This window comes from Streptomyces sp. NPDC059080, from assembly GCF_042739975.1.
GTDB classification, from domain to species: domain Bacteria; phylum Actinomycetota; class Actinomycetes; order Streptomycetales; family Streptomycetaceae; genus Streptomyces; species Streptomyces benahoarensis.
Genome location: NZ_JBHYGX010000005.1, coordinates 25,942 through 38,593 on the forward strand (window position 1 = coordinate 25,942; position 12,652 = coordinate 38,593).

Annotated in this window: 8 protein-coding genes and 1 pseudogene; 4 read left to right on the forward strand and 5 right to left on the reverse strand. The window is 68.5% G+C overall.

All coding sequences use genetic code 11. The features are described 5' to 3' along the window. The first annotated feature begins 200 nt into the window (after positions 1-200). The 3 genes from ACFWWQ_RS05205 to ACFWWQ_RS05215 are packed head-to-tail and all read left to right on the forward strand — an operon-like array spanning position 201 to position 2,569. The gene (locus ACFWWQ_RS05205; protein ID WP_384590369.1) at positions 201-689 is read left to right on the forward strand and encodes a DUF1453 domain-containing protein; all 489 of its coding nucleotides are present in this window, start codon (positions 201-203) and stop codon (positions 687-689) included. A gap of 30 nt (positions 690-719) precedes the next feature. Next, complete coding sequence (locus tag ACFWWQ_RS05210) at positions 720-1,886, forward strand: sensor histidine kinase (RefSeq protein ID WP_384590372.1); 1,167 nt, start codon at positions 720-722, stop codon at positions 1,884-1,886. Further along, positions 1,883-2,569, forward strand: a complete 687-nt coding sequence (locus ACFWWQ_RS05215; protein WP_384590375.1) for a response regulator — start codon at positions 1,883-1,885, stop codon at positions 2,567-2,569. The genes ACFWWQ_RS05210 and ACFWWQ_RS05215 overlap by 4 nt, the downstream gene beginning before the upstream one ends. 335 nt (positions 2,570-2,904) lie before the next feature. Here the strand turns inward: ACFWWQ_RS05215 and ACFWWQ_RS05220 are convergent, their stop codons facing one another. From ACFWWQ_RS05220 to ACFWWQ_RS05230, 3 genes are all read right to left on the reverse strand, one after another. Next, positions 2,905-3,579 carry a response regulator gene (locus ACFWWQ_RS05220; protein WP_384590377.1) on the reverse strand — a complete coding sequence of 225 codons (675 nt, stop codon included), beginning with the start codon at positions 3,577-3,579 and terminating at the stop codon, positions 2,905-2,907. After that, positions 3,576-5,231, reverse strand: coding sequence for an ATP-binding protein (locus ACFWWQ_RS05225; RefSeq protein WP_384590380.1), 1,656 nt, complete (start codon positions 5,229-5,231; stop codon positions 3,576-3,578). The genes ACFWWQ_RS05220 and ACFWWQ_RS05225 overlap by 4 nt, the downstream gene beginning before the upstream one ends. Before the next feature lie 752 nt (positions 5,232-5,983). Further along, the gene (locus ACFWWQ_RS05230) at positions 5,984-6,994 is read right to left on the reverse strand and encodes a sucrase ferredoxin (RefSeq protein ID WP_384590383.1); all 1,011 of its coding nucleotides are present in this window, start codon (positions 6,992-6,994) and stop codon (positions 5,984-5,986) included. 707 nt (positions 6,995-7,701) lie between these two features. On the opposite strand from ACFWWQ_RS05230, the gene ACFWWQ_RS05235 reads away from it, so the two are divergent. After that, positions 7,702-9,075 carry a CobW family GTP-binding protein gene (locus tag ACFWWQ_RS05235; protein ID WP_384590386.1) on the forward strand — a complete coding sequence of 458 codons (1,374 nt, stop codon included), beginning with the start codon at positions 7,702-7,704 and terminating at the stop codon, positions 9,073-9,075. Between the two features lie 63 nt (positions 9,076-9,138). Here ACFWWQ_RS05235 and ACFWWQ_RS05240 read toward each other — a convergent pair. Together ACFWWQ_RS05240 and ACFWWQ_RS05245 are read right to left on the reverse strand one after the other, a co-directional pair. After that, positions 9,139-9,585 (reverse strand): annotated as a pseudogene (locus tag ACFWWQ_RS05240) (transposase); the annotation flags it as partial. Between the two features lie 476 nt (positions 9,586-10,061). After that, positions 10,062-12,509, reverse strand: a complete 2,448-nt coding sequence (locus tag ACFWWQ_RS05245) for a DNA topoisomerase (ATP-hydrolyzing) subunit A (protein WP_384590389.1) — start codon at positions 12,507-12,509, stop codon at positions 10,062-10,064. Between the last annotated feature and the right edge of the window lie 143 nt (positions 12,510-12,652).

Here is a 12,652-nt window from a genome sequence, read left to right on the forward strand (position 1 = left end):
ACACCGCGACCGCGCCTCGCCTCCGCCACCCCCCGCGAGCCGCCGAGCCACGGCCCCCGCCCCCCCCCCCCCCCCCCCGCCCCCCCCCCCCCCCCCCCCCGGCATTCCACCCGGGCCCCACCCGTGGGCCGATCCGCCGACGGTGGACGCTCCGTAGCGTCGGAGATGTCAGCGTTCCCGTCATCCGGAGGCCAGGGTTCATGAGCGGCCTGCTCAACACCGTTGTCATCGTCGCGGTGGTCGCGTTCGTGTTCATCCGCCAGTTCACCGCGCAGCAACTGTCGTCAAGTGGCCGGAAAATGTGGCTGATTCCCGCGATTCTGGCGGTGATGGCGCTGCGTGAACCGCACCTCCTGGACGCCTCCCACCCGACCACGTCGGCCGTGCTGCTGACCGCCGGCCTCCTGCTCGGACTTGCGAGCGGAGCCGCCTGGGCCTGGACCACCACGATGTGGACGGACACCGACGGCACTGTCTGGACAAAGGGCGGCTGGCGGACCGTGGGCGTCTGGCTGTGCTGCATGGTCGTGCGCCTGGGGCTCATCGGAGCGGGGCTCCGGTGCGGCATCCACCAGGGGACGGGTGCCTTGATGCTCTCCGTCGCCGCGATGCTGCTGTCGCGGAACGGGGTCACCTTCTGGAGGGCCCGCTCCGTACGGCCCACGTACCGTGTTCCGGTGGGTGGCTGAGAAACGCCGCCGCTCAGGGAAGGACACCGAGTGTCGCAGAACGTCTGGACGCGCTGGCCCCTGAGGGAAGCGCTCGTCCGCGAAGGCATGAGCGAGACCCGCCGGTGGATCGGCAGGGTCGTCCGTGTCCTCCTCGTGGGGCTGTTGCTGTGGGCCACGCTCACCCGGCCGCCGTTCCACGGCTTGTGGAGACCCGTCGGAGCCGTCGCGGTACTCCTCGCGGGAGCGGCCTTCCACGGCTTCTTCCTGACCACACTGCGGCAGCGACTGTGGCCATCCCTCGGACTATTTCTGGCCATGGCGGGTGGCGCGTTCGCCTTCCATGCCGTCGGCGCCTCGCTCCCCGCGGTCGTGCTCTGGTGCGGCTGCGCCGTCGTTGCCATGGAACGCTTGCCACTCGCCGCCGCCCTGCTCTGCGCGACCGCCGCACTCGCGACCTTCGCCCTCGTGAACGACGACAACTGGCTGACGACGGCGACGACCACCGGAGGACTCGCCCTCGCCGGCTACGTGATGCGTCTCGACGCGGAGGCACGCGGCAACACCCAGCGGCTGCTCGCCCAGGAACGCGCCGCGCGCAACGCCGAGGCGGAGACCGCCGCCCTGGCCGAACGGGGCCGCATCGCCCGCGAGATCCACGACGTCCTCGCCCACAGCCTGAGCGCCCAACTGGTCCACCTGGAGGCGGTCCGGCTACTCATCCAGCGCAGCACCGACCTCGAAACCGACCGCGAGCAGCTCCTCGAACGGGCGACGGCCTGCCGCGGAATGGCGCGCGAAGGACTCGACGGCACCCGTGAGGCGCTGTCCGCGCTCCGGGGCGAGATGCGCCCCGTCGAGGAGTACCTGCGTGAACTGACCGCGGCGGAAGGCGCCCGCCTGGAGATCACGGGGGAGCGTCGCGGACTCCTCCCGGAGGCGGCGCTGGCGGTACGCCGTGTCGCGCAGGAGGCGCTGACCAATGTCCGCAAACACGCGCCCGGGGCCCGCACCGACGTCCACCTCACCTATACGGAGGACGCGATCGGCTTGGAGGTACGCAACACGGTGGGGCGCACGGAGCCCGACGCACTCGCGTGCAGCGGCTCCGGATACGGTCTGGTGGGCATGCGGGAGCGCGCCGAACTCCTCGGCGGCACGCTGGAATCAGGACCTGAAGGGGAGATTTTTGTGGTGCGGCTGCAGGTGCCGGCATGACGGGCGGGCCCGTGAGGCGCGTGGTGGTCGCCGACGATCAGACCGTGGTGCGCCAAGGCATCGTGATGCTGCTGGGCCTCCTGCCCGGCATCGACGTCGTCGGATCCGCGCCGGACGGTGAGGAAGCTGTCCGCCTCGTCGCCGAACTCACCCCGGATATCGTCCTGATGGATCTGCGCATGCCCCGCTGCGACGGAGTCGAAGCCACGCGACGCATCCGGACCGACCACCCGGGCACCCAGGTGATCGTCCTCACCACCTACGCCGATGACGATTCACTCTTCCCTGCCCTCCAAGCCGGTGCCCGCGGCTATCTGACCAAGGACGCGGACGGCGACGAGATCATCCGTGCCATCAACGACGTCCTCTCCGGGGAAGCCGGGCTGTCACCCAGGATCCAGCGGCGACTGCTGGAACGCGTCGCCGAGCCCGCACCGTCGCCGCGCAGACGATCCGCGGAACCACCGGACGGGCTGACCGCACGCGAGGTCGAGGTACTGCGGCTCGTCGCCGAAGGACTGTCCAACACGGAGATCGCGTGCACACTCCACGTCTCCACCGCGACGGTAAAGACACATATCAACAATCTCTTCGGCAAGGCCGGGCTGCGCGACCGGGTGCAGGCGATCCACTACGCGTACCAGCACGGCCTGGCGCAGCCACCTGGCGAGAACCTCGCCTGATGGAGTGAACGGACCGGAAGGCGAAACCGGACATCACCCTGCCCGCCCGTCCTTGACGAAACCGGCCAACAGGTGGGTGCAAAGGAGCGTTCGGTGGACAAGCAGCAGAGTGGCATGGCCATATCACGTGGAAGTGCCCCGTCACCGTTGCCTGGAGCAAGGAGACCCTCCCCAGGCAGGACGGTACGGGTGACGCGACAGTGCCTGGAGGGAGCCTCCACGTCCTCGCACCCCTGGTTCGGCACGGTCGCCACGGGCGAACCCGCAGACGTGGCCCGGCTTACGGAGAGCGAAGTACGGTCCTTGACCAGTGCCGGTGCGGCCTCACCGCGTTCTCATACCCATGCATAGCGATGCTCGGGGCGTCCGGTCTCTCCGTATCTGAGAGTGAGCCGGACGCGCCCTGCTCGTTCCAGAAGCTTCAGATAGCGCTGCGCCGTCTGACGGCTGAGTCCGGCCCGTACAGCGACACCCTGAGCGGACAAGGGAGCATCGGCGGTGCGGAGAACGGCGCGCACGCGGTCGGCGGTGGCGGCAGAGTGGCCTTTGGGAAGCTCTGTCGCACCCGTACCGGCCGCCCCCAGCGCTCCGAAGATCCGGTCCACCTCTGACTGCTCGGCCTGACCGCCGTCCTCGAAGGTGCGACGCAAGGCCGCGTATCCCTCCAACTTGGAGCGCAGACCGGCGAACGTGAACGGTTTGACGAGGTACTGCAGAGCGCCGTGACGCATCGCCGCTTGAACCGTCGTGATGTCACGTGCCGCGGTCACCATGATCACGTCTGTCGGTATGCCGCGGCTCCGTAGGCTGCTCACCAGCTGTAGGCCCGTGCCATCGGGGAGGTAATGGTCCAGGAGAACCAGGTCAACTGCGTGGGTGCGCAGCGCTTCGTGAGCCTGGGCTGCGGTGTGGGCGAGGCAACTGACCTGGAAACCCGGCACTTTGCCGACGTAGGCAGCGTTGATCTTCGCCACCTGGATGTCATCGTCCACGACCACGACATTGATCACTGGTGGGCTCCTGTTGCCTCATCGGGGAACGTGCCCGTGATGGTGCCGTCGTTCCACGGAAGGTTGGTTGCGGCGGCTTGTCTTGGGGGAGTTGAGCATTCCTCGGACAGCTCGTCGGACAACGCATCAGGGAGCGTGACCGTGAAGACAGCTCCCCCACCGGGGCGGTCACCGACTATCGTGGTGCCGCCGTAGCGCTCGGCCAGCCTCCGTACCAGCGCCAAGCCGATGCCACGCTGCCCATGGGGCGGGGGTTCCTTCGTCGTCCATCCTTCGGTGAAGACCGAAGCGCGATGGGCCGCCGGGACGCCCGGGCCGTTGTCGCTGACGCGGACGACCGCCGTCCGCCCGTCCGCGTGGACCTGCACCTCCAGTTGTGCGTCGGGAACCGTGGCGGTGGCATCCAGGGCGTTGTCCACCAGATTGCCGAGAACGGTAACCAAGCTGTGCGGGTCGACCAGGTGGTCGGGGAGGTGAGTGTCAGAGGCGAGGGTGAGTGAGACACCGCGTTCGGTTGCCATAGTCGCTTTACCGACAAGGAGAGATGCCACAAGCGGATCGTGAATGCGCTCCGTGACTTGCTCGGCCGTTGCTCGATGAACGCCGACCGCTTGTGTGATGAAGGAGCTGGCCTCCTCGTGGAGGCCCAGTTCCAGCAGGCCGAGGAGTGTGTGGAGCTGGTTGGCATGTTCGTGATCCTGAGCGCGGAGCGCGTCGATGAGTCCGCGGGTGCCGTCCAGTTCGCGACCCAGCCGCTCCAATTCGGTACGGTCCCGCAGCGTGACCACCGCCCCGCCGTCGTCGGTGGGCATCCGGTTGACCACGAGAACGCGCTGACCGCTGACGGTCAGCAGATCCGCTCCTGAGACTCGGCCGGCCAATACATCTGCTGTGCGGCCAGCAGGAAGGGCGGCGTCCACCATGTTCCCGGTGACCTCAGGTGGCAGGCCCAGCAGCCGCTGCGCCTCATCGTTCATCAGACGGATCCGGCCGTTCTTGTCGAGGGCGAGGAACCCCTCTCGGATGCCGTGCAGCATTGCTTCGCGCTCGCTGAGCAGTGCGGAAATATCAGAGAACGCCAAGTCGTGCGTACGACGCTGCAAACGGCGGGCCACCAGATAGGCGGCGAGTGCTCCTGCGGCCAGGGCGCCGCCCGCGTAGGCGAGCAGCTGCGGGACGGTGGACAGAAGCCGTTCGTGCACGCTCTCGTAGGCGATGCCCACGGATACGGCGCCGATGATTTCCCTGCCGTCGTTGCGTAGCGGTACCTTGCCGCGTGCCGATCGGCCGAGGGTGCCGTCGTCGATCTCCATGACCTCGTGGCCCGCGAGGGCCAGGCTCGGGTCGGTGGAGACGCGCCGTCCGATCTCGTTCGGGTCGGTGTGAGACCAGCGCACACCGTGCCTGTTCATGACCACTACGTATTCGGCGCCTGTGGCGTTGCGGATCCGCTCGGCTGCCCGTTGGACGGGGCCGTGCCGCGTGGGGCGTGAGTTCTCCAGTGCGTTGTCCAGCCGGGGCTCGGCAGCGGTGGTCTGGGCGATTGCCAGGGCGCGGTGCATCGCCTGGTTGTCGAGTTCCACGCTGAGCGGGGCCAGGAAGAGGCCGGTGACGAGTGCTGTCACACCGGTGGCGATGGCCAACTGCACCATCAGGACCTGAGCGAAGACGCGGCGCGGCCAATGGAGGCGCGTCCGCAGCAACCAGTGATGGGCGGCCGGGTGGCCAGCGGCAGTGGTTCGTCTTCGGCACACCGACAGCGGGTGGTGCGTGCCGGACACGGGCGGCGGTGTACCGCCGTGGCCTTCGGCACTGGGGGGCTTGGGCAAGGTGGTGGGGCCCGAGGACTCTTCAGCGCTCGGGATCGGAGACTTTGGTTTTTCCGGCTCGCCCATGTGGACGAACAGTAAGGGCGGTCACTGTCGCCTCGGTAATCCCCCGCAGTGCGACCTGGCGGCCTACGTACTGTGGGTGTTCGTTCGGTTACGGTCGGGAATGCCTAGTGGTCAAGAGCTGCGACGGTTGAGTTATCCACAGGGCTTTCGGCTGCGGATCGTGAAGTCCTAACCTCGCGAAGAGAGAGCGGGTGACGCCGGAACTGCTGGGCCTGGACGGAGAGGCCCTGAAGGCCCGACGCCACAGCACGCGACACAGCGAGCGGGGGAGACAAGGGATGAACGCAGCAACGCGGGGATGTGCCACTCGGGAGGCACTGCCGAATTCGGGTGGCCGACGAGGGGCGCACGTCGTGTGGTCGGTGCTCGGAGTCGGCATCGCCGTCGCGGTGGCCTTGGCCTCCCGGGCAGGGCGTACCAGGAAGGTGAGTCAGCAGGAGACCGTTCCGGCCCACGCCAGCCGGGGAGCGGCTCCTCGGCAGGCGTGGGGCTCCGTTCCCGCGGGCACGTCAGGATGCTGCGACGAGGCGACCACTCACAAGGCTCGTGGGCGATCCGCTGCTGAGGTGAGTGATGGCTGTAACGGCCATACGCGCAGGTGGGTCGAGCAGCGAGCCACAGCTCGCGGGCGCAGGAGCACCATCGGCCCGCTGTTCGACCAGCACCTGCCACATGCGGCCGTCGGAATGGGAGACGGTGACGGACCACGCAGGGAGGGGCTCCGCAGCGGTGGCGCGCGCGGAGGCCGGAGGGTTGGCCCACACCGCTTCGGGCCGCACCGTGTCGGTCCGTACGACGTCGAGTGCGTCCGCGCGGTGCTCACCCAGCATGTCCCGGACGGCGAGGTCGGCGGCTTGGGCCGGGCGGTCCCAGGTGGAGCGCCCGCGGCAGTGGTCGAGCGCGATCCGGCCGTTGCTCGCCGCCTCGATGGCGTGCCTGACCAGATCGGCCGAGGCACGACCGTAGGCGTACCCGTAGGGCAGCACGACCAGGGTTGGCGCGAAGCGGTGGCCACCGATGTGGGTGACTTCCCAGGTCTCGGTGCCGGTACTCGCGAGGTCGGCGGCGAGAGGGCGTCCCAGGACGGCGCAGCACCTGTCCCGTTTGCCATTCGTGCAGACCAGGACGGGAGGGGGGCCGGAGTAGGCGTCCCAGAGCCCATCGTGATGACCGGCATCCGCGGCGGTGAAGTCCAGTCGGAGCAGGCTCCTCGGGTCGGCGACGGTGGTGGTACGGATCCAGGAGCGGCCCGGTGCGGTGTGGGCGAGGAACACCCGGCGCCGGAGCATGGTGCTTCTCTTGCTGTACGGACTGGGGCGGCGGATCAACGCAACGCGGACGCCAGTTCCGTCGGTGACGGCCTTCAGGGCTCGGCCGAGGTCCGGGTCGAGGTGGCTGTTCGTCAGAGCCTCGACTCCCCACGGGCCCGGCTGCTCGATGAGCAGCCAGGTTCGGGCGGTGGCCGCGGTTCCGGCGAGGGGCTCGGCGCCTTCGCGGGAAGCAAGAGTGCAGGTGCTCACGAAGGTAAGCCTAACCTGCCTGAAGCGGAGGGAGGTGCCGACAACGCGCTGGCCGAGGAGCGGGCAGCGGATGGGGATGGGGATGGAGTGGCCGAAGGCGGTGAACCGTGCGACGGGCACCGAAGTGATCACCGTCCCCAAGCGGTGACGGGCGGTGGCCGAAGGCGCCGCAGGAAGTCTGCCGCTACGACGGGGCCACGCGGGGCGGCACGACCTGCCGGCGGGCCGGGGCGACAGTCTGCCGGGCGGTCCCGTCGGCCGGGGCGGCGGTAAGGCCGGGCGGGCTCGGGTGCCCCTGGCCGCATAGCGGCCAGAGCGATTGGGGCCCAGCGGGAGCCCTGGGCATGGGGCCCCACTACGCCCAGCAGTGGCAGCCGGGGCGGTGCTTCTCAGGGCGGGGAGCACCGCAACTTCGGCGTGCTGGCACCGCGGCCACAGACGCTGTGGCCTGGCTTGACCCGCGGGCGTGGATACCGTCGCGAGGCCGGATGCACCGGCCCGTCCGTGTTGCTGTCAGCCATGGGGAAGAGCACGTGGGAGGTCGACGGCCCCGCTGATCGAGGTGGATGCGGCCGCCTCACTTCGTCGGCTGGACTACCTCGCCTGGGTGCATCAGGGGTCCGTTACGATCGGCAGCCCGTTTCCTCCGGTCCGCTCGGTCGGTCACCCGCGCTGCGGCCCGGTCTCCGAATCATGGAGGCGCCCCCTTGGCCACGCAGCAGATCCCGGTTGTCGTCCTTGCCGGCTTTTTGGGATCGGGCAAGACCACGTTGCTCAACCACCTTCTGGCGGCAGGTGACGGTACACGCATCGGCGCTATCGTCAACGATTTCGGGAGCATCGAGATCGATGCGATGGCAGTCGCCGGTCAGGTGGACTCGATGGTTTCGCTCGGCAACGGATGCCTGTGCTGCGCGGTCGACACCAGCGAGTTGGATGAATACCTGAAACGTCTCGCACGGCCCGCGGCCCGTATCGACGTCATCGTCATCGAGGCCAGCGGCCTGGCCGAGCCACAGGAACTCATCCGCATGATCCTCGCCAGCGAGAACACCCGGATTGTTTACGGTGGCCTGGTAGAGGTCGTCGATGCCGCCGAGTTCGAGGCAATGCGCGGCCGCCATCCCGAACTTGACCGGCATGTCGGCATCGCCGACCTTGTCGTGCTCAACAAGGCTGACCGTATCGGTGACGAGCAGCGCCAACGGCTCGCCACCACCTTGGGGGAGCTGGCGCCGGGACGGCCCGTGATCTGCGCGGCGTACGGACGCATCGCCCCGGAGGTGTTCTTCGACCGCGGACCGGGAGACGACTGTGACCCGGCGATGAAGCAGTTGTCGTTCGAGGACCTGTTGCGGGAAACGGCCGACTACCGCGCGGCGCGTCACCATGACGCGGAGGCGGTGACACGTATCAGTTCGGGGAGTGACTGTCAGCCGGGCACCGTGGCTCGCGACAGTCAGCACCCCCAACCACAGCATGCCCCAGTGGCCGTGGTGGATGTCAGTGTCAGTGCGCGTGCGCATGACGCGTCGGGCGAGGGCCAGCGACAGTCGCCGCCGCATGAGGGCGAGCCGTGTTCGGGCGACTGCCACGGGCAACACCTTCACAGCGGTTACCAGACCGTGGAGTTCACCTCGCGTGTCGCCATGCACCCGCGTCGGTTGATGGATTTTCTCGACAGTCGCCCGGCAGGTCTGTATCGCATCAAGGGGTTCGTGCACTTCGACGTTCCGGGGAGCAGACAGAAGTTCGGAGTACACGCGGTGGGTGATTTTCTTCGGTTCTACCCGACGTCTTGGGAGCGTGGCGAGGAGCGTTGTACGCAGCTCGTGCTCATCGGTAGCCGTATCGACGCGGGGTCACTGCAGGAGCAGTTGTGTGCATGCAGGATGACAGAAGCAGTGACTGTCACCGCGCCGTCCCCCGATGACACGCTTGCGCACAACCGACCGCGGCAGCGTGCAACATCACCCCAAGACGCATCGTCACCCCACGACGACGACCTACTGGAGCGCGCCATGTGGGGCGTCCTGCGCTACGTAGCCGACCGCGATGACCAAGACGGTCACGAGCGATAACGAGAGACATCTCACGTGTCTGAGAAGCCAAGCCGCGACGGCCAAGTCCGCTGCTGAGGAGGTGAAGGCATGCTGCTCGTCGAAGAACTGTCCGGTCTGCAAACAGTGGTAGAGCTGGCCGATCAGGCGGTTGAACAGGTGCCGCTGGGCTTGGGCGTGCCAGTCTCCGCGCTCGCGTCGTCGGCGGTGGTGCGCGTCAGCCCCACAAGAGGCTCTCAGCGAGGAGAAGACCCAGAGGAATCCGGCGGTGATCAGCCGGTCGTTCTTGATGAAACGCCGTCCCACGTAGCGTTTCTTGCCCGAAGCGCGAGTGATGGGGGCTGATCCCGCGTAGGCATTCAAGGCGCGGGCGTCGGCGAAGCGGCTGCGGTCGTCTCCGATCTCGGCGAGCACCCGGGCGGCGAGCTGTACCCCCAGGCCGGGGAAGCTGAGGAGGATCTCAGCGTCCGGGTGCCGGCGAAAATGCTCCTCCACCGCCGTCGCGAGGTCTGCGGCGGCCGCGCAGGCTGCGTACTCTTCGGCCCGCCATCTCACTAGCCGTTCGCGGCACCAGCGCGCCGCAGGGGCCTCTGTCTTACGAAGAGCTCGGTGGCTCGGGAGGAAGCGAAGAGGTCGCCCTGCGACGGGCTCACACCGCAACGATCTACGTGCGGGGGGCCGGGTTGGGTTCCGTAGCGGCCCGAAGCCGCCGGCGCCACCGTTCTCTCGTAAGGCATCAACGGACCGGGAACCGACAGGAGTCTGCCCGGCGCCCACGCGACCACTACGAACCCAACCCACTTCAACAGTCCAACAGCTCACCCACGAGCTGATCTGGAACCGCCTACTCACGAATTAGGAACAACGGAGCAGCACCGGACCGGACGACAACGCAACCGCCCCTTCCGCACCTCTGCGTCCACCCCCCCCCGCACAGCGTCAGGGGCGCCCCCACACCACAGTGCGGGTGCGCCCCCTCCGAGCGGCTGTCGCCGTAGCCGATCCCTCTACGCCGGCCCCGCCAGCGCTGCCACGGGCTTCGTCAGCGGTACGCCGGAGCCGTCGCGCCGCGGGTCCGGTTCCGGGAGGGGCACCGGGGCGCCCTTGGCGTCGGCGGCGCGGGCGGGGGCCGCGCCTGCCCAGGCGAGGGTGAGGCAGTCCTCGCCCTTCAGGAAGCGCTGGCAGCGTACGCCGCCGGTCGCGCGGCCCTTGCGTGGGTACTGGTCGAACGGGGTGAGTTTGGCCGTCGCCAGCGAGTCGTCGAGCATGCCGTGCGAACCGGCGACGGTGAAGACCACCGCGTCGGCCGCCGGATCGATGGCGCCGAAGGAGAGCACCTTGGCGCCCGCGCCGAGTTTGACCCCGGCCATGCCGCCCGCCGGGCGGCCCTGTGGCCGGACCTGCGAGGCCGGGTACCGGAGCAGTTGTGCCTCGTCGGTGATGAAGATCAGGTCCTCCTCACCGGTGCGCAGTTCGGCGGCGCCGACGATGCGGTCGCCCTCCTTGAGGGTGATGACCTCCAACTCGTCCTTGTGCGCCGGGTAGTCGGGCACCACGCGTTTGACGATGCCCTGTTCCGTGCCGAGTGCGAGGCCCGGTGAGGACTCGTCGAGTGTGGTCAGGCAGATCAGGGTCTCGCCGTTCTGCAGGGTCAGGAACTCCGACAGCTGTGCGCCACCGGCGAGGCTGGGTGCGGCCACCGTCTCGGGGAGCTGCGGCAGGTCGATCACCGGCAGGCGCAGCAGCCGTCCCGACGATGTCACGGCGCCGACCTCACCGCGCGTGGTCGCGGGCACGGCGGAGACGACGACGTCGTGCTTGACGCGCTTGGCGTCGGCGTCGAACGGGGTGTCCCCACCAGCCGTCCGGGCCAGCAGACCCGTCGACGACAGCAGTACTCGGCACGGGTCGTCGGAGACCTCCAGCGGTACCGCGGCGACCGAGGTACCGGCGGACTCCAGCAGGACGGTGCGGCGTTCGGTGCCGTACTTCTTGGAGACGGCGGCGAGTTCGCCGGAGACCAGCTTGCGCAGCTCGGCGTCCGACTCCAGGATGCCGGTCAGCTGCTCGATCTCGGAGCGCAGCGTGTCGCGCTCCGCCTCCAGCTCGATGCGGTCGAACTTGGTGAGCCGGCGCAGCGGCGTGTCCAGGATGTACTGCGTCTGGATGTCGCTCAGGGAGAAGCGTTCGATCAGCCGCTCCTTGGCCTGGGCGCTGTTCTCGCTGGAGCGGATGAGGCGGATGACCTCGTCGATGTCGACGAGGGCGGTGAGCAGGCCCTCCACCAGGTGCAGCCGGTCGCGGCGCTTGCCGCGGCGGAACTCGCTGCGCCGCCGCACGACCTCGAAGCGGTGGTCGACGTAGACCTCCAGCAGCTCCTTGAGGCCCAGGGTCAGCGGCTGGCCGTCGACGAGGGCGACGTTGTTGATGCCGAAGGTCTCCTCCATCGGCGTCAGCTTGTAGAGCTGCTCCAGGACGGCTTCCGGGTTGAAGCCGTTCTTGATCTCGATGACCAGGCGCAGACCGTGTTCGCGGTCGGTGAGGTCCTTGACGTCGGCGATGCCCTGCAGCCGCTTCGAGCCGACCAGGTCCTTGATCTTCGAGATGACCTTCTCGGGGCCGACACTGAAGGGCAGTTCGGTGACGACGAGGCCCTTGCGGCGCGCGGTGACGTTATCGACCGCCACCGTGGCGCGGATCTTGAAGGTGCCGCGGCCCTTCTCGTACGCGTCGCGCACGCCGCCCAGCCCCACGATCCGGCCACCGGTGGGCAGATCGGGACCCGGCACGAACCGCATCAGCGTTTCGAGGTCGGCGTTGGGGTGCTTGATGAGGTGACGGGCGGCGGCGATGACCTCGCCGAGGTTGTGCGGCGGCATATTTGTCGCCATACCGACAGCGATACCGGATGCGCCGTTGACCAGAAGGTTCGGGTAGGCGGCGGGGAGGGTGACCGGCTCCCGCTCCTGGCCGTCGTAGTTCGGCGCGAAATCGACGGTGTCCTCGTCGATCGACTCCGTCATCAGGGTCGTCGCGGACGCCATCCGGCACTCGGTGTACCGCATCGCGGCGGGCGGGTCGTCGTTGCCGAGCGAGCCGAAGTTGCCGTGGCCGTCCACCAGGGGCAGCCGCATCGAGAACGGCTGTGCCATGCGCACCAGGGCGTCGTAGATGGAGGCGTCGCCGTGGGGGTGGAGCTTGCCCATGACCTCGCCGACGACGCGGGCGCACTTGACGTAGCCACGGTCGGGGCGCAGGCCCATCTCGTTCATCTGGTAGAGGATGCGGCGGTGCACGGGCTTCATGCCGTCCCGGGCGTCCGGCAGGGCGCGGGAGTAGATGACCGAATACGCGTACTCAAGGAAGGAACCCTGCATCTCGTCGACGACGTCGATGTCGAGGATCCTCTCCTCGAAGTCGTCCGGCGGCGGGGTCTTCGTGCTGCGGCGGGCCATCGCGGCTGCGGCTCCTTCTGCTGCGTCTACTGCCGATGTGTGGGTCGACCAGCCGTTGGTGAACAGCTGCCGGTCCGACCGGCGGGGGATCGACCGGTGAGTCTGCTGACTCCGACGCGGACCATTGTGGACCGCCCCACCGA

What these genes read in the sequence shown, in the direction of transcription:
- ACFWWQ_RS05205 (WP_384590369.1), top strand. Translation starts at nt 201, where the DNA reads ATGAGCGGCCTGCTCAACACCGTTGTCATCGTCGCGGTGGTCGCGTTC.
- ACFWWQ_RS05215 (WP_384590375.1), top strand. Translation starts at nt 1,883, where the DNA reads ATGACGGGCGGGCCCGTGAGGCGCGTGGTGGTCGCCGACGATCAGACC.
- ACFWWQ_RS05225 (WP_384590380.1), bottom strand. Translation starts at nt 5,231, where the DNA reads ATGGTGCAGTTGGCCATCGCCACCGGTGTGACAGCACTCGTCACCGGC.
- ACFWWQ_RS05245 (WP_384590389.1), bottom strand. Translation starts at nt 12,509, where the DNA reads ATGGCCCGCCGCAGCACGAAGACCCCGCCGCCGGACGACTTCGAGGAG.